19 protein-coding genes are annotated in these 22,850 nt (G+C 41.5%); 17 read left to right on the top strand and 2 right to left on the bottom strand.

Annotated elements, in window-relative coordinates; translation table 11 throughout:
- Nucleotides 1–101: 101 nt before the first annotated feature.
- The 3 genes from spoIVB (at nt 102) to BMX30_RS10685 (ending at nt 3,339) form a co-directional block, all read left to right on the top strand.
- The gene (gene spoIVB / locus BMX30_RS10695; protein WP_425283752.1) at nt 102–1,400 is read left to right on the top strand and encodes a SpoIVB peptidase; all 1,299 of its coding nucleotides are present in this window, start codon (nt 102–104) and stop codon (nt 1,398–1,400) included.
- Nucleotides 1,401–1,716: 316 nt separating this feature from the next.
- Nucleotides 1,717–2,505, top strand: a complete 789-nt coding sequence (spo0A, locus tag BMX30_RS10690; RefSeq protein WP_090744862.1) for a sporulation transcription factor Spo0A — start codon at nt 1,717–1,719, stop codon at nt 2,503–2,505.
- Nucleotides 2,506–2,622: 117 nt separating this feature from the next.
- A complete protein-coding gene (locus BMX30_RS10685; protein ID WP_090744859.1) occupies nt 2,623–3,339 on the top strand; it encodes a glycerophosphodiester phosphodiesterase in 717 nt (238 codons plus the stop codon).
- On the opposite strand, the gene BMX30_RS10680 is transcribed toward BMX30_RS10685, so the two are convergent.
- On the bottom strand, nt 3,340–3,606 hold the full coding sequence (locus tag BMX30_RS10680) for a DUF2627 domain-containing protein (protein ID WP_090744856.1): 267 nt from the start codon (nt 3,604–3,606) through the stop codon (nt 3,340–3,342).
- Nucleotides 3,607–3,757: 151 nt separating this feature from the next.
- Here BMX30_RS10680 and BMX30_RS10675 point away from each other — a divergent pair, with 151 nt between their 5' ends.
- The 14 genes from BMX30_RS10675 (at nt 3,758) to BMX30_RS10610 (ending at nt 22,618) form a co-directional block, all read left to right on the top strand.
- Nucleotides 3,758–5,818 carry a sigma 54-interacting transcriptional regulator gene (locus tag BMX30_RS10675; protein ID WP_090744853.1) on the top strand — a complete coding sequence of 687 codons (2,061 nt, stop codon included), beginning with the start codon at nt 3,758–3,760 and terminating at the stop codon, nt 5,816–5,818.
- A gap of 147 nt (nt 5,819–5,965) precedes the next feature.
- On the top strand, nt 5,966–6,871 hold the full coding sequence (yqiS, locus tag BMX30_RS10670) for a phosphate butyryltransferase (RefSeq protein WP_090744851.1): 906 nt from the start codon (nt 5,966–5,968) through the stop codon (nt 6,869–6,871).
- Nucleotides 6,872–7,197: 326 nt separating this feature from the next.
- On the top strand, nt 7,198–8,292 hold the full coding sequence (gene bcd, locus BMX30_RS10665; RefSeq protein WP_090744848.1) for a branched-chain amino acid dehydrogenase: 1,095 nt from the start codon (nt 7,198–7,200) through the stop codon (nt 8,290–8,292).
- A gap of 181 nt (nt 8,293–8,473) precedes the next feature.
- Nucleotides 8,474–9,547 carry a butyrate kinase gene (gene buk, locus BMX30_RS10660; protein WP_090744979.1) on the top strand — a complete coding sequence of 358 codons (1,074 nt, stop codon included), beginning with the start codon at nt 8,474–8,476 and terminating at the stop codon, nt 9,545–9,547.
- Nucleotides 9,548–9,743: 196 nt separating this feature from the next.
- Nucleotides 9,744–11,165 carry a dihydrolipoyl dehydrogenase gene (gene lpdA / locus BMX30_RS10655; protein WP_090744845.1) on the top strand — a complete coding sequence of 474 codons (1,422 nt, stop codon included), beginning with the start codon at nt 9,744–9,746 and terminating at the stop codon, nt 11,163–11,165.
- Nucleotides 11,166–11,253: 88 nt separating this feature from the next.
- Nucleotides 11,254–12,249 carry a thiamine pyrophosphate-dependent dehydrogenase E1 component subunit alpha gene (locus BMX30_RS10650; RefSeq protein WP_090744842.1) on the top strand — a complete coding sequence of 332 codons (996 nt, stop codon included), beginning with the start codon at nt 11,254–11,256 and terminating at the stop codon, nt 12,247–12,249.
- A gap of 12 nt (nt 12,250–12,261) precedes the next feature.
- The gene (locus BMX30_RS10645) at nt 12,262–13,245 is read left to right on the top strand and encodes an alpha-ketoacid dehydrogenase subunit beta (RefSeq protein WP_090744839.1); all 984 of its coding nucleotides are present in this window, start codon (nt 12,262–12,264) and stop codon (nt 13,243–13,245) included.
- 20 nt (nt 13,246–13,265) lie between these two features.
- Nucleotides 13,266–14,579, top strand: coding sequence for a dihydrolipoamide acetyltransferase family protein (locus tag BMX30_RS10640; protein ID WP_090744836.1), 1,314 nt, complete (start codon nt 13,266–13,268; stop codon nt 14,577–14,579).
- Between the two features lie 612 nt (nt 14,580–15,191).
- Nucleotides 15,192–17,060, top strand: a complete 1,869-nt coding sequence (locus BMX30_RS10635; protein WP_244532555.1) for a methylmalonyl-CoA mutase family protein — start codon at nt 15,192–15,194, stop codon at nt 17,058–17,060.
- A complete protein-coding gene (gene scpA, locus BMX30_RS10630) occupies nt 17,057–19,252 on the top strand; it encodes a methylmalonyl-CoA mutase (protein WP_090744833.1) in 2,196 nt (731 codons plus the stop codon). Before BMX30_RS10635 ends, scpA begins: the two co-directional genes overlap by 4 nt.
- A complete protein-coding gene (meaB, locus tag BMX30_RS10625) occupies nt 19,253–20,263 on the top strand; it encodes a methylmalonyl Co-A mutase-associated GTPase MeaB (RefSeq protein ID WP_090744830.1) in 1,011 nt (336 codons plus the stop codon).
- A 303-nt stretch (nt 20,264–20,566) separates the two neighbouring features.
- On the top strand, nt 20,567–21,004 hold the full coding sequence (locus tag BMX30_RS10620) for a BrxA/BrxB family bacilliredoxin (RefSeq protein ID WP_090744973.1): 438 nt from the start codon (nt 20,567–20,569) through the stop codon (nt 21,002–21,004).
- A gap of 87 nt (nt 21,005–21,091) precedes the next feature.
- Nucleotides 21,092–22,084 carry an aromatic acid exporter family protein gene (locus BMX30_RS10615; RefSeq protein ID WP_090744828.1) on the top strand — a complete coding sequence of 331 codons (993 nt, stop codon included), beginning with the start codon at nt 21,092–21,094 and terminating at the stop codon, nt 22,082–22,084.
- A 39-nt stretch (nt 22,085–22,123) separates the two neighbouring features.
- Nucleotides 22,124–22,618, top strand: a complete 495-nt coding sequence (locus tag BMX30_RS10610; protein WP_090744971.1) for a L,D-transpeptidase — start codon at nt 22,124–22,126, stop codon at nt 22,616–22,618.
- 48 nt (nt 22,619–22,666) lie between these two features.
- On the opposite strand, the gene prli42 is transcribed toward BMX30_RS10610, so the two are convergent.
- Nucleotides 22,667–22,762 (bottom strand): stressosome-associated protein Prli42, encoded by a 96-nt coding sequence (gene prli42, locus BMX30_RS23520; protein WP_170843842.1) that lies wholly within the window; start codon nt 22,760–22,762, stop codon nt 22,667–22,669.
- Between the last annotated feature and the right edge of the window lie 88 nt (nt 22,763–22,850).

Raw genomic sequence — 22,850 nt, 5'->3', positions numbered from 1 at the left:
TGGATAGCTTTTTTAAATTCTTCCGGTTATAAATGAGAGGTCACAAGGCAAAATTAAAACTGTAGCCATATAAAGATGTGTGTGAACTAGAAGCGAGGAGAGTGAAAAGATTGAAAAAAGAATTTCTCAGACGAGTTATTGGTGGAATTCTCCTTGTTTCATTACTTTTATTGGGTTTTACAGGGCCTATCCAAGATTATGTTTCAATTCCAAAAGAAGTTACTTTATTTGAAGGACAGGAATATGATGTATCCTCCCTCCCTGTTTTAGCTAGCGTAGAGCAGAACAACAAAAAAATTGCGACAAAGCAGAGTGATGGGGCGGTTTCAATTGAGGCTGTTACCCAAGGGAAAGATGAATTGGTACTTGAGCTTGCAGGTTTACCGATAAAAAAGGTTGATGTCAACGTATTAAAGGATTTCAGAGTAATGCCAGGTGGACAATCCATAGGCGTTAAGTTAAACACTGTTGGTGTTCTTGTAGTAGGACATCACCAGGTTCAGACTGCTGAGGGCAAGGTATCACCAGGTGAGTTAGCTGGCATAAAGGTAGGAGACATTATTACTGAAATCAATGGAAAAAGAATAGAAAAAATGGCGGATGTGGGCCCTTTTGTTCAGAAGGCAGGGGAATCGGGCAAACCGATGGACATTGTCATTAAACGAGAAAACGAAAAAATTGCAACAAAGTTAGAACCACAAAAAGATAAACATGAAAATACCTTTAAACTTGGGTTATATATCCGGGATTCAGCTGCAGGTATTGGCACGATGACGTTTTACCATCCTGAGTCAAAAAAATATGGCGCTCTTGGCCATGTCATTTCTGATATGGACACGAAAAAGCCGATAGTAGTCGAGGATGGACAAATTGTCCGTTCAACGGTTACTTCCATTGAGAAAGGCTCCAATGGCGATCCAGGTGAAAAGCTAGCTAGATTTTCATCTGATCGAAAAGTAATTGGTAATATAAAACGAAATAGTCCCTACGGAATTTTCGGGGAACTAAATAATAATGATATGAAAAACGGCATTCTTGATAAACCGATGCCTATCGCTCTTTCACATCAAGTGAAAGAGGGCCCTGCAAAGATTTTAACTGTGGTAGATAACGACGAGGTTAATCTTTTTGATATTGAAATCGTTAGTACCATCCCACAAAAGTTTCCTGCTACAAAAGGGATGGTGATTAAGATAACGGACCCTAAACTCTTAGCAAAGACTGGTGGCATTGTGCAGGGGATGAGTGGTAGTCCAATCATTCAAGACGGGAAGATGATCGGTGCTGTTACTCATGTATTTGTTAATGATCCTACTAGTGGGTATGGGGTTCATATTGAATGGATGTTAAACGAAGCAGGAATTGACATTTATGAAAAACCCCGACAGAATGCGAGTTAATTGTAGATTTGGAAGAAAATCGGTCTATCCGATTATAAATAAATAACATCTTGTCTAAGCGCCTTGTCCAATTGGACAAGGCGCTAGTTACGGACACAAATAAAGATTTTTCGACAAAGTTCAACTGAAACATTTGTCAACTTGCGAAATAAGTCGAAACGCAGAGGAAATAAAAGGATAAAATAGAAATCCTTCAGTTTTTAAGAAAAAATAAAAAATAAAAGGATTTCCTGTTGCATTGTCGAATTAGTCATTTAGAATAGGTTATAGAGATGACCGACTAGAGAACATATGGGACAGAGGAGGAACCGAAAAGGTGAATAAAATTAAAGTATGCGTCGTGGACGATAATCGGGAACTAGTAGGATTATTGGAAGAGTATATCTCTTCACAAGAGGATATGGAAGTAGTGGGTGTGGCTCATAATGGTCAGGATTGCCTAGAGATGCTTAGTGAGACTGAACCGGATGTCCTATTACTGGACATCATTATGCCTCACTTAGATGGCTTAGCTGTACTTGAGAAGTTACGTGATTCAGGGAAGTATAATCCACATGTTATCATGTTGACAGCATTTGGCCAGGAGGATGTTACGAAAAATGCTGTAGAATTAGGTGCTTCTTATTTTATCCTTAAACCATTCGATATGGAGAACTTGGGCAACCATATCCGCCAAGTAAGTGGCAAGGCAAAGGGGTTAGCGCGTAAACCTTTAGGCACAAGTTACAAAGCCTCCTCAGAACAAAAGCCTAAGAATCTTGACGCTAGTATTACTAGCATCATTCACGAGATAGGTGTTCCAGCTCATATTAAAGGTTATTTATACTTACGTGAGGCAATTTCAATGGTGTTCAATGATATTGAACTTCTCGGTTCGATTACAAAGGTCTTGTATCCTGATATTGCCAAGAAATTCAATACTACTGCAAGTCGAGTGGAATGTGCAATCCGTCATGCAATTGAAGTAGCCTGGAGCAGAGGGAATATTGAATCGATTTCTTCGTTGTTCGGTTACACTGTAAGTATGTCGAAAGCAAAACCTACCAACTCAGAATTTATTGCAATGGTGGCTGATAAGCTTCGTTTAGAGCATAAGGCTTCTTGAGACGGTAAGGTATAAAAGCCCCATTTAGGCGTAATATTGAATAAACAGCATCCTTCTCTTATTGGAGTTCAATAAATGGAAGGGTGTTTTTATTTTTAAATGTGAGGATGTGGTCAATTGACAATTATTTTGGCTCACCGTGGTTATTCATCGAAGTTCCCCGAAAACACCATGAAGGCATTTGTCAAGACGGCAGAAGCGGGGGCGGAGGGATTAGAGCTTGATGTACAAATGACAAAAGATGGGGAATTAGTTGTAATACATGATGAAAAAATAGACCGAACCACAAATGGGAAGGGCTATGTTAAAGATTACACCGCTAAAGAAATTAGAAAGTTTGATGCAGGGCAAAAAGAGCCAATCCCTTTCTTGAAAGATGTTTTTACATGGTTATCTGGAAACTCAATGATCTGTAATATTGAGTTTAAGAACGGGTTGTTTCCATATAAAGGGATGGAAGATAAGGTCATTTCACTTGTAAGGGAATATCAACTTGAGAAGAGAATTATTCTATCTTCCTTTAATCATTATAGCGTTGTCTATGCTAATCAATTCGCCCCTGAAATAGAAACCGCTCCTATTCTGGCGGAAGGACTTTATATGCCATGGATTTATGCCCAATCGATACGTTCAAAAGGGTTTCATCCAAACTTTAAAGCGGCGCCTAATGAGATCATAAAACAGTCACTAGAACATAATATTGCTATCCGGCCGTATACAGTCAATAATGAATCGGAAATGGAAAGGTTAATGAAGGCCGGTTGCTCGGCAATAATTACAGATGATCCCATAAAGGCATTCAAGGTAAGAGAGGGCATAAAAAAAAGGTCGTGACTATTCGTCACGGCCTTTTTGGTCCTTAACAGCCGGTACACGAAAACGTGCCTGCACTTTATTTCTCTTCCTGTCTCGACGAAGAACAAAACCAGCAATAAACGCCAAGCCAGCTAGAAACAGTAGTAGTCCAATTAAAAATTGAATCCATGCAAATGGAAAGGGTGGCTGCAAAATGCCAAAGACCATGTCTCGCATCAGTTTCACACCATAAGCTGCGAGTGCGCCGGGGATAATTAAAATAATAAGAGCGATAATCCTTGTCATGTTCATTCCCTTTCACTCAGAATGTATCTTTCAAAAAGTATCATAAATGATTGATGAGATTTGTCAAGGGTGAAAATAAACTTGTGCAAGATATTGCATACTATGTAAAATGAAAGAGTGCAATTTATTTCTAGTTAAAGGTGGATCATGGATGCAGAAAATATTAATAGTAGGAGCAGGGAAGGGTGGTAACGCCGTAATCGGGATGCTGAGGCAAACGGCAGACATTGTGGCTGTGGTGGACGTTGATTCTGATGCCCCTGGGTTAAAGCGGGCAAGAGAAGCTGGAATTCGGACAGGAACGGATTGGCGAGAATTTTTAACAGAAAAGATTGATCTAGTCATTGAAGTGACAGGCGATATTGAAGTGTTTAAAAGTATAAATGAGGCTAGAGGGAAAGATACAGTTGTTGTACCTGGTAGTGTTACATACATGATTTCATCTTTAATGGAAGAAAGGGAAGAATTAATTCATCGACTTAAAAATGAGACCTATAAACACGATCTTATCTTTAATTCGAGTGGAGATGGAATGATTGTTGTAAATGCGGCCGAAGAAGTCACTCTCTTTAATCGAAGTGCGTCAAAAATAATTGGTATTTCTCCTCAAGAAGTGATTGGAAAACATATTCATGAAGTCATCCCAGGGAGTCGTCTCCCTTTCATAATGAAATCAAGAATTATTGAAAATAATCAAGAGCTAACATTGGAAAATGGAGTCAAAATTATTGCAACACGTATTCCGATGATAGATGAAAAGAATCAGGTTATCGGTGCATTTAGTGTGTTTAAAGAAATCACAGAGGTAGTCAGACTCGCTGGGGAAATTACCAACTTAAAAGAGATTCAGACCATGTTAGAGGCGATTATTCAATCAAGTGAAGAAGCGATATCCGTTGTAGACGAAAATGGAAGGGGAATTCTTATTAATCGTGCCTATAGCAGAATCACTGGATTAACAGAGGAGGAGGTCATTGGCAAACCTGCGACAGCTGATATCTCTGAAGGTGAAAGCATGCACATGAAGGTTCTAGAGACGAGAAGGGCGGTACGTGGGGTAGCGATGAGGGTTGGACCTTTTAAAAAAGAAGTAATCGTAAATGTAGCTCCTATTATTGTTGATGGAAAATTAAAAGGGAGTGTAGGGGTCATACATGATATGTCTGAGATTCAGAGTCTAAACCGAGAATTAGTGAGAGCTAGACAGATTATTAGGACCCTTGAAGCGAAATATTCGTTTGTTGATATCATTGGCCAATCAGAGGAAATGAAGATTGCCATAGAGCAAGCACGTCTTGGGGCTAAAACTCCTGCAACGGTTTTGTTACGGGGAGAGTCAGGGACAGGTAAAGAGCTATTTGCTCATGCAATACATAATGAAAGTGATCGTAAATACAATAAATTTCTGCGAGTGAATTGTGCAGCGATTAGTGAATCTCTTCTGGAAAGTGAATTATTTGGCTATGAAGAAGGAGCCTTTTCTGGGGCGAAAAGAGGAGGGAAGAGGGGGTTTTTTGAGGATGCAAACAACGGGAGTATCTTTTTAGATGAGATTGGGGAGCTCCCGGCTAATACTCAGGCAAAGCTATTACGCGTGCTCCAAGAAAAAGAGATTGTTCGTGTAGGGGGGACGAAGGCGATTCCAATTAACGTCCGTGTGATTGCCGCCACAAACCTTAATTTAGAAAAGGCGATTGCCAATGGAAGCTTTAGAGAGGATTTGTACTATCGTTTAAATCGGATGCCGATTCATATACCGCCGTTAAGAATGAGGAAAGAAGATATTCCGCTTTTGTGTGAAAGGCTTATTCATAAAATTAACCAAGATTATGGTAGAAATGTGGACGGGGTATCAACGACGGCAATCAAGAAATTAATGGAGTATAATTGGCCAGGAAATGTTCGGGAACTTGAAAACGTCTTGGGGAGAGCAATTATATTTATGAATTACCACGAACTAGAGATACAAGCTCGGCATCTTCCTGAATTTGTGGGGGCCCAATCGTTACCTTCCCAAACAGAATTGCCTGGTGCCGAGAGTGTGGAAACTCTTGCTAGTCAGATAAGTAAGCATGAACTTTCTATTATTAAGGATACACTGATAAAGATGAATGGAAATAAAACATTAACAGCCAAGTCCTTGGGAATTTCGGTAAGAAGTCTCTATTACAAACTTGAAAAACTAGGAATTGAAAATAGTGGCACGCAATAAGTTGCATAGTATGCAATTTATTGCAGGTGGTTTGTAAGCGTTTGTTAAGTTTTAGCGTATTTATTAAGTTGGCATACAACTTGCATATATAACTTTGACTGAAACGAAACATACGGCGCATAGACAGAAAGGGTTGAGACACCTTAAATGAACTTTGAACATCTAATTGCAAAAGCAACCCAGTTGAGCAAACAAAAAATTGCCATAGCGTCTGCAGAGGATATAGAAGTCCTAGGTGCCGTCGCTGCTGCGTTAAAAATTGGTTTAGCTGAGTTTCTATTGTTTGGAAACAAAATTGAAATAGAGGGTATTTTAAAGGAAAAGCATCCAGATTTACTGGGGCAACCAGGTATTAGCATATTTGATACAGGAACAAAGGAAGAGGCTGCTGCCGCCGCTGTAAAAGCTGTCCGAGATCAAGAAGCCGGTGTATTAATGAAGGGTAATCTCTCAACCAGCATTCTTCTTAAAGCTGTCTTAAATAAGGATTTGGGTTTGCGATCTGGGAAGATTCTTTCCCACGTTGCTGTATTTGAAGTTCCCGGATATGAGAATCTTCTATTGTTGACAGATGCTGCAATGAATATTGCACCTCAGTTGGAACAAAAAGCAGAAATTATTAGGAACGCTGTTAAGATAGCTGAATCGATTGGGATAAAGATGCCTAAGGTTGCCCCGCTTGCTGCAGTAGAAACAATTAATAATACAATGAGTGCTACCTTGGATGCAGCTTCCTTAACAGAGATGAACAGGCGTGGCCAAATTACAAATTGTATTGTGGATGGTCCACTCGCATTGGATATTGCTGTTTCCAAAGCGGCTGCTGAACATAAAGGGATAAAGAGTGAAGTTGCAGGAAATGCAGATATTTTATTAGTTCCGGCAATTGAAGTAGGGAATGTCTTATATAAATCACTTATCTACTTTGCAAATGCAAAGGTTGGTGCGGTAATCGCTGGTGCAACTGCTCCAATCGTTTTAACATCTAGGGCTGACACAGCTGAAAGTAAGTTGTATTCCCTTGCGCTTGCCGTTTGTACTGCGCCTAAATAAAAAGCTCTGTTCCTAGGATTGTTGCTTTTCAATATAGATTTTCATAGCAGTAGTGGAATGGAGCGGAAGACACTTGACTCCTCGAAAATGAACTGCACATTTTCTCGTGCGTGGGCCTATTCAAGGAAGTTATTCAATGTCCTGCGGGATGAAGAGGAAAGGTCGAGACCCCACAGGCGAAGCCGAGGAGGCTCGACTTCCTCCCCGCGGAAAGCAAGTGTCTGGAGCGAAATGGAACGGACTTGACTTATTAATGTTTTAAACTCTATAAAAACGAAAACAGCCAAATAAACACATCAATTGTAAAACCTGGGGAGGAAATGGAAATGGAAATTTTTACTTACCTTGAAAAATATGACTATGAACAACTTGTTTTTTGTCAGGATAAACAATCTGGACTTAAGGCGATTATCGCTATTCACGATACAACACTAGGGCCTGCTCTTGGAGGAACACGGATGTGGACTTATTCTTCAGAGGAAGCGGCAATTGAAGATGCCCTCCGACTGGCTAAAGGAATGACCTATAAAAATGCCGCTGCTGGTTTGAATCTTGGGGGAGGAAAAACGGTCATTATTGGTGATCCACGGAAGGATAAGAATGAGGAAATGTTCAGAGCCTTTGGCCGGTATATTCAGGGGCTAAATGGTCGTTATATTACTGCAGAAGATGTGGGTACGACCGTTGCGGATATGGATCTAATTCATGAGGAAACGGACTATGTTACAGGGATTTCACCTGCTTTTGGTTCATCAGGGAATCCCTCTCCCGTAACAGCATACGGAGTATATCGAGGAATGAAAGCTGCTGCAAAGCAAGCATTTGGCACGGATGAACTAGAAGGAAAAGTAATTGCCGTACAAGGAGTTGGCAATGTGGCCTATAACCTTTGCCGCTATTTACATGAGGAGGGTGCGCAACTTATTGTAACTGATATCAACAAAGAAGCCGTCCAAAGAGCGGTTGAAGAGTTTGGTGCTAAGGCTGTGGATCCAGATGAGATTTACGGGGTTGAATGTGATATCTATGCACCATGTGCACTTGGTGCGGTAGTGAATGATGAAACAATCCCTCAACTAAAGGCAAAGGTTATTGCAGGTGCAGCAAATAATCAGCTTAAAGATACGAAACATGGCGATATTATTCATGAACTAGGAATCGCCTATGCTCCAGATTATGTTATCAACGCAGGTGGAGTAATTAATGTAGCCGATGAACTTTATGGATATAATCAAGAACGTGCCCTTAAAAAGGTAGACCAGATTTATGCAAATATTGAAAAGGTGTTTGATATTGCTAAACGTGATCGAATTCCAACATATTTAGCTGCAGATCGAATGGCTGAGGAACGTATTGAGAGAATGCGAAATTCTCGTAGTCAATTCCTGCAGAACGGCCATCATATTTTAAGCCGTCGCTAACATATTATGAAGGTGTTTGAATGTGGTCATTCAGCACCTTTCCTTTATAAAGAAGGCTGTTTTAATGGTCATAGTTGATTGAAGTGGAAACAAACAGCACTTTAACCACCGAACTAAAGAAAGAAGGGGAAGCTGACGTACTACCCCTGCAGATCAACTGGAGGTTTAGAAATTGCATCATATGGACTATCGAATTCTTACGATTAATCCGGGATCTACATCAACGAAAATAGGGGTTTTTTCAAATGAAATCCCGCTATTCGAGAAGACCATCCGGCATGATACAGAGATGATAAATACGTTTGACAACATTATTGAACAATATGAATTTCGAAAGAATACTATCCTTGAAACTTTAGATACGGAAGGTATTAATGTCTCAAAATTAAATGCGGTTTGTGGACGTGGCGGCCTGCTGCGCCCAATCGAAGGTGGAACCTACCTGGTCAATGAAAAGATGTTAGAGGATCTCAAAGTAGGTTATTCTGGACAGCATGCCTCCAACCTTGGTGGAATTTTAGCTTTTGAAATCGCAAGTGGTCTAAACATCCCCTCTTATATTGTCGATCCTGTCGTAGTGAATGAGCTTGATGAGATCGCGCGCATATCGGGATTTAGTCTAATAGAAAGAAAAAGTATTTTTCATGCCCTAAATCAAAAAGCAGTTGCCCGACGAGTTGCCAAGGACTTGGGAGCAAAATATAAAGACTTAAACCTGATTATCGCCCATCTAGGCGGTGGAATTACGGTTGGTGTTCATAAAAATGGAAAAGTCGTGGACGTAAACAATGGACTCAATGGGGATGGGCCCTTCAGTCCAGAAAGAGCAGGGACTGTCCCTGCTGGGGACCTTGTGGCCCTATGTTATTCAGGTGAGTTTTTCCGGGATGAGGTGATGAAGAAGCTAGTTGGCCAAGGAGGTCTGGTCGGTTATCTCGGAACAAACGATGCGGTAAAGGTAGAAGAAATGATTGAGCAAGGAAATAAAGAGGCAAAACTCATTTATTCAGCAATGGCCTATCAGGTAGCAAAAGAAATTGGATCCGCTAGTGCGGTTCTTTACGGAAAAGTGGATGCCATTATTCTTACTGGCGGTCTTGCTTATGGCAAGGGCTTCGTTAATGAAATATCAGAACGGGTCAATTGGATTGCCGATGTTATTATCCATCCAGGAGAAAATGAATTACAGGCACTTGCCGAAGGAGCCTTACGTGTGCTACGAGGTGAAGAGGTCGGAAAGAACTATCCTGCCTAGTTCTTTTAGGGGTTTTCTAACGGGGTTGATGTTAAAATCTCAAAGCCGATATTGACGTAAGATAAGCAACTTTGTACGGTTTAGTATGTTTGCAGGCTCTTTTAGCATATTTTTGCACTGTAAATAAAAGCGAATCATCCTATTTTATATCCCAGTTTGAGAAAAGAACCTTTATAAGCAATGAGGAGGACGCATTATGGCTGAAGAATATGATTTAGTGATCCTAGGAGGCGGCACTGGAGGCTATGTAGCGGCAATTAGGGCTGCACAGCTTGGATTTAAAACAGCGGTCGTGGAGAAAGGAAAGCTCGGGGGGACGTGTCTTCATAAAGGTTGTATACCAAGCAAGGCTCTGTTACGAAGCGCGGAAGTATTTGCAACAGCCAAACGGAGTGAAGAGTTTGGGGTTGTTACCGGAGAAGTGACAGTGAACTTTGAAAAGGTCCAAGAAAGAAAAGAACGGATTGTAGACCAGTTACATAAAGGCGTTCAGCACCTGATGAAGCAAGGGAAAATTGATGTCTTCGAAGGAACTGGTCGAATTCTTGGTCCGTCTATTTTTTCTCCAATGCCAGGTACAATCTCAGTGGAAATGAACAATGGAAGCGATAATGAAATGCTTATCCCTAAAAACGTAATCATTGCCACTGGATCAAGACCACGAACATTGCCTGGTCTCGAAGCAGATGGAACCCAAGTTCTTACCTCTGATGAAGCTCTAGTGCTTGAACAATTACCAGCCTCTATTATCATCGTCGGGGGTGGTGTTATTGGAATAGAATGGGCTTCGATGATGGCTGATTTTGGAGTAATGGTCACTGTGATTGAATACGCGGACCGAATTCTCCCAACTGAAGATAAGGAAATTTCAAGGGAAATGCAACGGTTAATGAAAAAAAGAGGCATTAAACTGGTCACTGGTGCCAAAGTTTTACCGGAAACGCTAGAAAAAGAGAATGAAGTCGTCATTCAGGCAGAAGTTAATGGAAGTAATAAGGAATTCCGTGCGGAAAAACTTCTCGTCTCTGTTGGGAGACAGGCAAATACTGAGGGAATTGGTTTAGAGAATACAGAAATACAAATTGAAAACGGTTTTATCAAGACAAATGAGTTTTACCAAACGAAAGAGTCCCATATTTATGCAATTGGAGATTGCATTGGAGGACTACAATTAGCCCATGTTGCTTCGCACGAAGGTCTCTGTGCAGTTGAACATATTGTAGGGGGAAATCCGTCTCCCATCAACGATGCTCTTGTCCCGAAATGTGTATACAGTTCTCCCGAAGTAGCAAGTATAGGGCTTACTGAAGACGAAGCAATCGCCGCAGGGTTTAATGTGAAGGTCGGTAAGTTTTCGTTTAGAGCAATTGGGAAAGCACTTGTATTTGGGGAATCGGATGGTTTTGTGAAGATGATTGCTGATAAAGATTCCAACGATCTTCTTGGAGTGCATATGATCGGACCTCATGTAACGGACTTGATTTCCGAGGCGGGCCTTGCGAAAGTTTTGGATGCTACCCCTTGGGAAATTGGGCAAACAATACATCCTCACCCGACCCTTTCAGAAGCCATTGGTGAGGCAGCTCTAGCTGTAGATGGGAAAGCCATTCATTCGTAATGAGAAATGTAGCTAGGGGATTTGGGTGAAATTTTTAAATATTTAATAGGTAACCAGATACCAGAGGTTTAACAGGGAGGTAAAAATTATGGTTGAAAACCGTCACCATGCACTTGGTCTGAGTGATGATCAGGTAGTGGAAATGTATGAAACGATGCTTCTAGCCCGTCGGATTGATGAACGGATGTGGCTTTTGAACCGTGCTGGAAAAATCCCGTTTGTCATATCCTGTCAGGGTCAAGAAGCTGCCCAGATTGGAGCAGCTTTTGCCCTTAATCGTGAGCAAGATTATGTCCTACCTTATTATCGTGATTTAGGGGTCGTCCTAACGTTCGGGATGACGCCTCGAGATATTATGTTATCAGCATTTGCTAAAGCGGAAGACCCAAACTCAGGCGGTCGACAAATGCCTGGGCATTTTGGTCAAAAAAAGAACCGGATTGTCACAGGTTCTTCCCCAGTAACCACTCAAGTACCACATGCAGTAGGTATCGCGCTTGCAGGAAAAATGGAGGGGAAAGACATTGTGGCCTACACCAGTTTTGGTGAGGGTTCCTCTAACCAAGGAGATTTCCATGAGGGTGCTAACTTTGCTGGTGTCCATAAATTGCCTGTTGTTTTTATGTGTGAAAATAACAAATATGCGATATCGGTTCCTCTCGAAAAGCAATTAGCATGTGAAAATGTTTCTGACCGGGCGATAGGTTATGGAATGCCAGGGTTTACCGTTGATGGAAATGACCCTCTCGAAGTTTATCAGGCAGTGAAAGCGGCTGCCGAGCGTGGACGTAGAGGTGAAGGTCCTACGCTTATAGAAACGATTTCCTACCGACTTACGCCCCATTCTTCTGATGATGATGACCGAAGTTACCGCGCACCAGCTGAAGTTGCACAGGCTAAGACCAAAGACCCTATTATAACCTTTGCAGCTTATTTAAAAGAGACAGGTGTTCTCAATGATGAATTGGAGAAAGCGGTTAATGATCGTGTAATGAAATTGGTCAATGAAGCAACGGATTATGCAGAAACTGCACCATATGCTGATCCGGAACAGGCATTAAAATATGTTTATGCTGAAGAGTAAGGGGGAACAAACATGGCGGTAATTTCTTATATAGATGCAGTTACACAGGCGATGAGGGAAGAAATGGAACGAGACCCCAAAGTTTTTGTTTTAGGCGAAGACGTTGGGAAAAAGGGCGGAGTTTTTAAAGCGACGCAAGGACTTTATGATAAATTCGGAGAACAACGTGTTATCGATACCCCACTAGCAGAATCAGCAATTGCGGGTGTTGGTATTGGTGCAGCGATGTATGGAATGAGACCGATAGCTGAAATCCAGTTTGCTGATTTCATTATGCCTGCGGTCAATCAAATTATCTCCGAAGCAGCAAGAATCCGTTATCGCTCGAATAATGATTGGCATTGTCCCATCGTCATACGTGCTCCTTATGGGGGAGGCATTCATGGCGCATTGTACCATTCGCAATCAGTAGAGGCTGTATTCGCGAATCAGCCAGGGCTAAAGATTGTTATGCCATCTACTCCTTATGATGTTAAAGGATTATTAAAAGCGGCTATTAGAGACGATGATCCTGTCTTGTTTTTTGAACACAAACGGGCGTACCGCTTAATCAAAGGCGAAGTCCCAGATGATGACTATACTCTGCCAATAGGTAAGGCTGACGTCAAGCGACAGGGCGAGGACATTACGGTCATTACTTATGGATTATGTGTGCATTTTGCCCTTCAGGCTGCTGAACGTTTAGCTAAGGACGGGATTTCTGCTCATATTTTGGACCTCAGAACGGTCTATCCTTTAGATAAAGAAGCGATTATTGAGGCTGCTTCGAAGACGGGCAAAGTTCTCCTTTTAACAGAGGATAATAAAGAAGGCAGTATTATGAGTGAAGTTTCTGCTATCATTGCTGAACACTGCTTGTTTGAATTAGATGCTCCAATTAAAAGATTGGCTGGTCCTGATGTTCCAGCTATGCCGTATGCACCAACAATGGAAAAATTCTTTATGGTTAATCCAGATAAAGTTGAAAAAGCGATGAGAGAGCTTGCTGAATTTTAATAAGAGAGGAGGAGTATCCATTGGCAGTTGAAAAAATAACCATGCCTCAATTGGGGGAGAGTGTAACAGAAGGGACGATTAGCAAATGGCTGGTTGCACCTGGTGACTCAGTAAATAAATACGACCCTCTCGCAGAGGTGATGACCGATAAAGTAAATGCGGAGATTCCTTCTTCCTTTTCCGGAACAATTAAGGAATTAATTGCAAGTGAAGGTGATACCCTGTCTGTTGGAGAAACCATTTTATTGATTGAGGTAGAAGGAGGAGGCAAACCTGAAGCTGAAGAAAAGCCTAGCGAGGGTAGAGAGCCCAATAAGGTAGAGAAAACCCGCCCAGCCTCTACTACTACTTTGAATAATACAAGGAATGTTGGAAGTAAGGTAAGGTATTCACCCGCTGTATTAAAGCTGTCTCAAGAGCATGGAATTGACCTTTCTCTTGTTCAAGGTACAGGAGCAGAAGGCCGAATCACAAGGAAAGATTTAATGAAAATCATTGAATCCGGCAGTATTCCGGAAGCTCCTGTTACGGTGGAACATAAACCCGTGCCTGAACCTGAAAAAGTATCTCAGGAAAATAGCGTAAAGGACACGAGTTCAGTATCCTCTATTCCTTCAATCCCATTAAGTACTGGAGACATTGAAATCCCAGTAGTGGGTGTAAGAAAAGCCATTGCGGCTAATATGCAACGTAGTAAACAAGAGGTCCCGCATGCCTGGATGATGGTAGAGGTGGATGTAACGAATCTTGTTGAATATCGTAACAGTATAAAAGACCAATTTAAACAGAAAGAAGGCTTTAACCTAACGTTCTTCGCTTTCTTTGTAAAAGCTGTCGCACAGGCCCTTAAGGAATTTCCGGAAATAAACTCCATGTGGGCAGGAGACAAAATCATTCAAAAGCGGGATATTAATCTCTCTATTGCTGTTGCTACAGATGATGCACTATTTGTCCCTGTCATTAAAAATGCGGATGAAAAGACGATTAAAGGGATTGCACGTGAAATTACAGAACTTGCTGTTAAAGTGCGAACAGGTAAGCTCCGTTCAGAGGATATGCAGGGTGGTACTTTTACTGTTAATAACACGGGATCATTCGGTTCTGTTCAATCAATGGGAATTATCAATTACCCTCAAGCAGCCATCCTTCAGGTTGAATCAATTGTGAAGCGACCAGTTGTCGTGAACAATGGAATGATCGCCGTAAAGGATATGGTCAATCTATGTATGTCACTAGACCATCGAATTCTAGACGGTTTAGTATGTGGACGTTTCTTAAACCGTGTGAAAGAAATTTTAGAAAATACCTCTAAAGACACCACAAGCATTTATTAGTTTGTAGGAGAAAGCATTGCATTACACGTTAGCAAACAAAAGTGATTGCTAGATGTGTAAAGCAGTGCTTTTATTTTTGATCTGATAAATAGAGGGAGAAATTCCCCTTAATTAATAAATGGCACTTAAAATAGCTATAATAGAGGGAGAATTTCCGCTTATTTACTCGGAAAACGTGAAAATAGTCAATTTTGCTTTGTATAAGCGTAAAATCTCCCCTTATTTTCCTAAAAACGAGCTCTAATCTGCATTTAACGGGAAATTCTCCGCTTATTTTTCTTTTGGTGGTTACTCACCTGTGGGACAGCCGCTGCGGGACAGTTGGTACCATCAACCACCGCCGAGAAGCCAGAAAAGGGGAAGCTTCTCGGCGGGCTAAGCGGCTCCCCGCCCGCTCCTCTGTTTCGCTAACCGCCTGGAATGGAATTCAACCATTCCTTGTTCAGTAGCAAAAAAGCTTGTGATGCCACAGCCTTGAACAAGATAGTGATTTTTGTGCTTTCGTTGCCAGTTTAGCATTTGTATATTAATATTAATGGAGAATAGTTCGAATTTTATATTTATTCATTATGAGGGAGGAGGCGAATACTGTCCACACAAGGACAGTAGTCTATGAAACTTGAAAATATGCGGGAAACGTCCTTTCCTTTGAGTACATTGACTGATTGGGCTGATAAAGCAACAGAGTCTCTCAAAGGAAAAAGTATTGAAAGCCTTTCTAACAGTACATATGAAGGTATCCAACTAAAACCACTCTATACAAAGGAAGATATCGACACCTTCAGCTTATCTCAATATCCTGGTGGGACTAATTTTAGCCGAGGAATTGATGCAAGGGGGTATACAGGGAAGAGTTGGCATGTTGCGAATAAAAAACCTTATCGCAATCTTGAACAGTTAGCAGAAAAATTAAACATCGCTCTAACAACTGGCCAAACAGCTCTAGCCTTTGATGTAAAAGCAGAACTTTTCTCTGATAATGATAAACTAGCCAAATGGCTAGGAGATGTTACCTCACAGGGTCCGTTTAGTGTTGATGCAAAAGAATATTTAAAACCTTTCCTAGCAGAAGTAATTGGAGCAACCAAAGAAAATAAAAGTGAGGTAACTGGGTTTATTGCAGCTGATTTCATAGCAACTGCAGCCGGAAAAGGGAACTTTCACGAAGAAGACATGAATGACTGGCTAGAAGCGATAAAATTGGCTGATCAAGAGTTGCCGAACGTCAAAACCATTTTAATTGACTCATCGGTTTACCATAATAGCGGTGCAAGTGCTGTTCAGGAATTAGGAATTAGCATAGCAACAGGGGTCTTCTATGTTCAAAAGCTTCTAGATCATGGTTTGAGCTTGGATGAAATATTGAAAAAAACAATCTTTCATTATTCAATTGGATCCAATTTCTTTATGGAGACAGCTAAGCTCAGAGCGGCCCGAATCCTATGGGACAAGGCCATGGAAGCATATGAGGCAAACGAGGAATCACGAAAAATGGTGATTTCCGCTGAAACCTCGCAATTTACTAAAACCGTTTTTGACCCATATGTTAACTTACTTCGTGCCGGCAATGAAGCCTTCGCGGCAGTTCTAGGTGGAGTACAGTACTTAAGTGTGACGGCTCTTGATGAAGTAGCTGGGAAAACCTCCTCTTTTTCAGAAAGAATTGCTCGAAACACGCAATTGATTCTCAAATCAGAGGCTCATCTTGAAAAAGTCACTGACCCTGCTGGAGGTTCTTGGTATGTGGAAACATTGACACACGAACTTGCCGAGAAGGCATGGAGCTTCTTTCTTGAAATTGATGAGCAAGGAGGGATCCTTGAAGTTTTAAAATCAAATTGGCTTCAAAACGACCTAGCTAAAACAAGGGCTAAAAGAGAAGAAGATCTCTATTTGCGTAAACAAAGTATGATTGGCACAAATGTTTATGCGAATGTTACTGAGCAAATGGATTCGATAGATGTGAAGAGTTATAGTCCGTCATCTTCTTCTACTATGTTCCTTCCATTGGAGAATAAAAGATTGGCGGAGCCTTACGAGTTCCTACGTTACAGAGCACTTGAAATTGAAAGAAACACAGGAGAAAAACCAGCTATTGGGTTGATTGGTCTAGGAGACTTAAAGAAACGGAAACCAAGGGTAGACTTCATGACTAGTTTTTTAGCCTCTGGAGGTATTGAAGCTAAAAAAAGCGAGGATATTCACGATTCTCAGGCTGCAATCCAATTTATAAAAGAAACAGGATTGAAACATTATTGTCTGTGTGGCGACAATTATCAGTATGAAGAACAGGGTTTGAACTTAGTCAAGGAGCTTGCGGTGAAGTTACCAGAATTACAGCTTAGTCTTGCAGGATTACCAGATGAAGTGACGCGAACAGCTCTCTCTCAGGCGGGAATAAAGCAGTATTATCATGTGAAGAGCAATAACTATGAAGCTTTGTCTAATCTATTGAACGAAATGGGGGTGCCTGCTCGATGAAAAAGAAGCCTGATTTTAAACAAGTTTCCCTATTTGGGGAGCAAAAATCACTTTCTGCTGAAGAATGGAAGGAAAAAGTGGAGGTAGAGATTGGTGAGACGATTGATGACCTCCTTTTTGAAACAAATGAAGGCATTAATATAAAGCCTATATATACCAAAGAGGATATTGAAGGATTGAGCCACCTCGATGATCGCCCTGGCCTCCCTCCTTATACACGCGGGCCTTATCCGACTATGTACGTGAATCGTCCGTGGACAGTTAGGCAGTACGCAGGGTTTTCAACGGCGGAGGAGAGCAACGCTTTTTATCGTAGAAATCTTGCCATGGGACAAAAAGGTTTGTCGGTTGCCTTTGACCTTGCCACACACCGTGGGTATGATTCTGACCACCCTAGGGTTGTTGGGGATGTAGGTAAGGCCGGTGTAGCCATCGATTCTATCCTCGATATGAAAATATTGTTTGATGGCATTCCGCTAGATCAAATGTCTGTTTCGATGACGATGAATGGAGCCGTTTTACCAATTATGGCTTTCTTCATTGTGACAGCTGAAGAACAGGGGGTTCCACAAGAAAAACTATCAGGAACCATCCAAAACGATATTTTAAAAGAATATATGGTAAGGAACACCTATATTTATCCGCCGGAAATGTCGATGAAAATCATTGCCGATATTTTTGAGTACACATCAAAGTATATGCCGAAGTTTAACAGCATCAGTATATCTGGCTATCACATGCAGGAAGCAGGGGCTCCTGCCGATATTGAGCTGGCTTATACGCTTGCTGATGGGCTTGAATATGTCCGAACGGGACTTAAGGCTGGGATAGATATTGATTCCTTTGCTCCAAGATTGTCATTTTTCTGGGCAATTGGGATGAACTATTTCATGGAAGTGGCGAAAATGAGGGCGGCGCGCCAAATTTGGGCGAAAATGATGAAGTCCTTTGAACCGAAAAATCCGAAATCGATGGCGCTTAGGACGCACTCGCAAACATCAGGGTGGAGCCTGACAGAACAAGATCCCTATAATAATGTCATTCGTACATTAATCGAAGCGCATGCTGCAGCCATGGGACACACCCAATCCCTTCATACAAATGCTCTTGATGAAGCGATTGCTTTACCTACTGATTTTTCGGCACGAATCGCGAGGAATACGCAGCTATTTTTACAAGAGGAAACCGGGATTACAAGTGTTATTGATCCATGGGGCGGTAGTTATTATGTTGAAACCTTAACAAAAGAGCTTGTTGACCGTGCATGGAGTCATATTGAGGAAATAGAAAATCTTGGTGGAATGGCTAAAGCAATCGAAACGGGACTTCCAAAAATGAAAATTGAAGAAGCTGCTGCCCGTCGCCAAGCCCAAATAGACTCGGGGAAAGAAACAATCATCGGTGTTAACCGTTTTCGGACTGATGAAGAGGAGCCTTTGGAGATTCTAGATATTGACAATACTGCTGTAAGAGGGAAGCAAATAGAAAGATTAGAGCAATTAAAGGCTTCCCGTGATGAGGCTAAGGTAAACGATGCTTTGGAAGCACTCACTACGGCTGCGGAAACTGGAAGTGGGAATCTACTGGAACTTGCCGTACAGGCTGCACGGGTCAGAGCAACGCTAGGCGAAATTTCTGATGCGATTGAGGAGGCTGCAGGGAGACATAAGGCCGTCATCCGCTCGATTTCAGGGGTGTATAGCACTTCCTACTCCAATGACGATGAAATCGAAGTTGTGAAGCAAATGACAGATGAATTCCTTGAAAATGAAGGTAGACGCCCAAGAATTTTAATTGCAAAGATGGGGCAGGATGGTCATGACCGTGGGGCAAAGGTGATTTCAACGGCATTTGCCGACTTAGGTTTTGATGTTGATATTGGTCCACTATTCCAGACCCCTGAAGAAACAGCGATGCAAGCGGTGGAAAACGATGTTCACGTGATTGGCATTAGTTCACTAGCGGCGGGACATAAAACACTTCTCCCACATCTTGTTAAAGAGTTAAAAAAGCTAGGCCGTGAAGATATTGTCATTGTAGTAGGAGGGGTCATTCCTGCTAAGGATTATCAATATCTTTACGATGAGGGAGCAAGTGCCATTTTTGGACCGGGAACCGTGATCCCAGTTGCTGCTCAAAAGGTGATTCACACCATATACGAGCGCCTTGGGTATGAGGAAGTGGCACAATAAATGGGTAGGTTTGTAAAAAAAAATTATCGAGAAATTGATGCCATGGCTATTGCCGAGGATATTCTTGAAGGAAATAGAATTTCCCTTGCCCGTGGAATTACTCTCGTTGAAAGCAATGCAGAAACACATTTTCATCAGGCCCAAAAGATGATTGAAAGACTTCTTCCTCATACAGGAAAAAGTGTCCGAATTGGCATTACAGGTGTTCCGGGGGCTGGGAAAAGTACCTTCATTGAAGCATTTGGATCTCATTTATGTAGCATTGGTTACAAAGTAGCGGTACTAGCAGTTGACCCAACTTCTAGTTTAACCGGTGGCAGCATTTTAGGGGATAAAACGAGGATGGAACAGCTTGCGAGAAACCCGAAAGCCTTTATCCGCCCTTCTCCCTCAGGGGGGAAGTTGGGCGGTGTCCACCGGAAGACGCGTGAAACAATGCTCTTATGTGAAGCATCCGGATTTGATGTTATCTTGGTCGAAACCGTTGGAGTTGGCCAAAGTGAGGTTATTGTTCGCGATATGGTTGATTTCTTTATGCTTCTAGTCCTTACGGGAGCAGGAGATGAACTTCAAGGGATGAAAAAGGGAATCATGGAATTGGCTGATGCGGTAATTATTAATAAAGCGGACGGGTCTAATGAAGCTCCTGCTAATAAAACTCGCGTCGAGTATAATCGGATTCTACATTTTCTCCAACCTGCAACAAAAGGGTGGGAAACAAAGGCGCTTACTTGCTCTTCCCTTTACGAAACGGGAATCTCAAATATCTGGGAAATGATTCAAACCTTTGAGCAGGAAACAAAGGAATCTGGTGTGTTCTTACATAGAAGGCAGCATCAGGTGAAAGAGTGGATCCATTCAATGATTACTGATCAGTTGCATATGAGTTTTTACCATCATTCAAAAGTAAAGGGCCTTTTGCCTAAAGTGGAGAATGAAGTTGCATCCGGAACGAAGCCAGTGGCTGCCGCAGTCGACGAGCTTTTTAAAGTGTATCTTTCAGGGGAATAAAAAGTAAGGCAAGTTACAAAAAGGCAATGTTACAGTACACCGTTGCTTTTCCATACTGTTGATTGGAGCGGAAATCAACACCCATGTTTAACACGACCAACAATAAAAAAAGGACAGCGCATGTTTGGCGCTGTCTTTCATCTAGGGAGTTTAGGGGTATGGATCTAGCTGTAATGTTACTATTCCCGATTTACCGGAAGATAAACTCTTTTTTTGAAAAGAATTTTAAGTTTGTAAACAATCAACTAATATTGGTATCATATAGGTATGCATTTGAGACTAACTGACTAGGAGTGATGAATGGTGAATATGGATTTTAATTTTTTTATGAATGATGTTGTTCGTCAGGCACGTCAAGAAATTAGTGCTTCTGGATATAAAGAGTTAACGACGCCTGAAGAAGTTGATGAGGCTTTAGCGAAAAAAGGGACAACTCTTGTTATGGTGAATTCTGTTTGTGGTTGTGCGGGTGGAATTGCTCGTCCAGCGGCTGCTCATTCGCTACATTATGATAAGCGCCCTGATCAACTTGTTACTGTGTTCGCGGGACAAGATAAGGAAGCAACGGAAAAGGCTCGTAGCTATTTCACTGGTTATCCACCTTCCTCTCCATCTTTTGCACTGTTAAAAGACGGAGAAATTGTAAAAATGATTGAACGTCATGATATTGAAGGACATGACCCAATGGCTGTTGTTCAGAAACTCCAGGATTCGTTCGAACAATATTGTGAAGAGTTATAAGAAATCTATCAGCCAATAAAGGAATCTGATAAAATAAAAAGATGATCTTGACGGTCATCTTTTTATTTTGTTTCAGGGAGAAAAGTCATGAAATTTAAAATCGGATACCGCACCTTAAAAACAGCGCTAGGGACAGCCGTTTCAATTATATTAGCTCAATATATAGGACTTCAAAACTTCACATCTGCTGGAATCTTAACGATCCTTTGCATTAAAGTGACGAAGAAAAGGTCGCTTAGAGCGTCTTGGGATCGAATACTGGCATGTGTCATCGCAATGACGTTTTCCGCTGTTTTCTTTGAACTAATCGGTTATCATCCGCTAGTCATTGGTCTCCTACTTCTGTTTTTTATCCCGGTGGCAGTAATGGCTAGGGCGGCGGATGGGATTGTTTCAAGCAGTGTCATTATGTTACATATTTATTCGGCAGGACAAGTCACTCCTGCTCTGATAGTAAATGAGTTAGGCATCGTTTTGATTGGTGTGGGGGTGGCACTTATTATGAACCTCTATATGCCAAGTTCTGACGATAAGCTGGAAGAATACCAAATACAAATTGAAGAAAATTTTAAGAGGATTTTTATAGAAATTGGGAGGTTTTTGCGAACAGGTGACTCGAACTGGGGTGGAGTGGAACTGACAGAAACGGCGAAGTTGTTAGAGAAAGCAAAAGCCCTTGCTTTTCAGGATGTTGAAAATCATTTGTTACGGAGTGAAAACCTTTACTATCAATACTTTAAAATCCGGGAAAAACAATTCGATATTATTGAAAGAGTGCTCCCTTCTGTCACTTCGATGCCCTATCAGGTCAAACAAGGAGAAATGGTTGCGGAGTTTGTGGAAGAACTATTGAAGGGTATCAAACCGGGGAACACCGTCCTTTTTTACCTAGAAAAATTGTACCGATTGAGGACAGAGTTTGTAGATATGGAACTTCCAAATACACGAGAAGAGTTTGAAGCAAGAGCTGCGCTTCTTCACTTTGTGAATGAGATGGAACAATATCTCTTGCTAAAACGTTCGTTCAAGGGATTGAATACGGAGGAAACGAATCGAAAAGTAACCAAAGAAGCACACTAGGGGGAAAAGGTGGGTAGGTGAATCGATTTGAAAGGACTAATGATGGCCATTCTCTTGGTTGTTTCACCAATCTGGCCATTGGGTCAGAATCCCCTTCCTGGAGACCCGTTTTTAATTATTAATAAAAAAACGAATGAGGTTGCTTTCATTCATGACAATCGTGTTCAGACCATTGTTAATGCAGCAACGGGGAAAACAGAGGAGTTAACCCCTGAAGGTTTGTTCACTGTTACCGTAAAAGCGGTAGATCCTTACTTTAGAAAAAGTGACATTCCAGGTGGCGACCCTCGAAATCCGTTAGGGAGACGCTGGATTGGTTTTGATGCAAGGGATACTGACGGGAGAACCTATGGGATCCATGGAACGAATAATCCTGACTCTATCGGAAAATATATTTCGCAGGGCTGTATAAGGCTGCACAATGAAGAGGTGGAGTCATTATTTGATTCAATTCCGCTTGGAACGAAGGTACTAGTCATTACCTCGGAAAAAGACTTTGAACAATTAGCGATAGAACATCGGGCTATAGAATAAGTAAAAAGGACTGTCCAAAAAATGGACAGTCCTTTTTACTTTAGTAACTTATAGGAAAGCCGCAATCCCTGTAAAGAGGGTTGAAGCAAGCATCGCAAATAACATGACGTAAATAATAATTTTTCGGGTTTTTCTTTTCCCCATCTGTCATTTCTCCTTTCGAAATTCCCTCATGGTACTACCTATTATACTACAACTGAATAGTCTTTTCTTCAACTACCATTTTGCAGGA

The sequence above is a fragment of the Mesobacillus persicus genome, assembly GCF_900109925.1.
GTDB lineage: Bacteria > Bacillota > Bacilli > Bacillales > Cytobacillaceae > Mesobacillus_B > Mesobacillus_B persicus.
The sequence above is the reverse complement of the archived record's forward strand: the minus strand, read 5'-3'. Positions and strand labels throughout refer to the sequence as shown.

What these genes read in the sequence shown, in the direction of transcription:
- BMX30_RS10680 (WP_090744856.1), bottom strand. Translation starts at nt 3,606, where the DNA reads ATGACAAGGATTATCGCTCTTATTATTTTAATTATCCCCGGCGCACTC.
- BMX30_RS10675 (WP_090744853.1), top strand. Translation starts at nt 3,758, where the DNA reads ATGCAGAAAATATTAATAGTAGGAGCAGGGAAGGGTGGTAACGCCGTA.
- yqiS (WP_090744851.1), top strand. Translation starts at nt 5,966, where the DNA reads ATGAACTTTGAACATCTAATTGCAAAAGCAACCCAGTTGAGCAAACAA.
- bcd (WP_090744848.1), top strand. Translation starts at nt 7,198, where the DNA reads ATGGAAATTTTTACTTACCTTGAAAAATATGACTATGAACAACTTGTT.
- buk (WP_090744979.1), top strand. Translation starts at nt 8,474, where the DNA reads ATGGACTATCGAATTCTTACGATTAATCCGGGATCTACATCAACGAAA.
- lpdA (WP_090744845.1), top strand. Translation starts at nt 9,744, where the DNA reads ATGGCTGAAGAATATGATTTAGTGATCCTAGGAGGCGGCACTGGAGGC.
- BMX30_RS10650 (WP_090744842.1), top strand. Translation starts at nt 11,254, where the DNA reads ATGGTTGAAAACCGTCACCATGCACTTGGTCTGAGTGATGATCAGGTA.
- BMX30_RS10645 (WP_090744839.1), top strand. Translation starts at nt 12,262, where the DNA reads ATGGCGGTAATTTCTTATATAGATGCAGTTACACAGGCGATGAGGGAA.
- BMX30_RS10635 (WP_244532555.1), top strand. Translation starts at nt 15,192, where the DNA reads ATGAAACTTGAAAATATGCGGGAAACGTCCTTTCCTTTGAGTACATTG.
- scpA (WP_090744833.1), top strand. Translation starts at nt 17,057, where the DNA reads ATGAAAAAGAAGCCTGATTTTAAACAAGTTTCCCTATTTGGGGAGCAA.
- meaB (WP_090744830.1), top strand. Translation starts at nt 19,253, where the DNA reads ATGGGTAGGTTTGTAAAAAAAAATTATCGAGAAATTGATGCCATGGCT.
- BMX30_RS10615 (WP_090744828.1), top strand. Translation starts at nt 21,092, where the DNA reads ATGAAATTTAAAATCGGATACCGCACCTTAAAAACAGCGCTAGGGACA.
- BMX30_RS10610 (WP_090744971.1), top strand. Translation starts at nt 22,124, where the DNA reads ATGATGGCCATTCTCTTGGTTGTTTCACCAATCTGGCCATTGGGTCAG.
- prli42 (WP_170843842.1), bottom strand. Translation starts at nt 22,762, where the DNA reads ATGGGGAAAAGAAAAACCCGAAAAATTATTATTTACGTCATGTTATTT.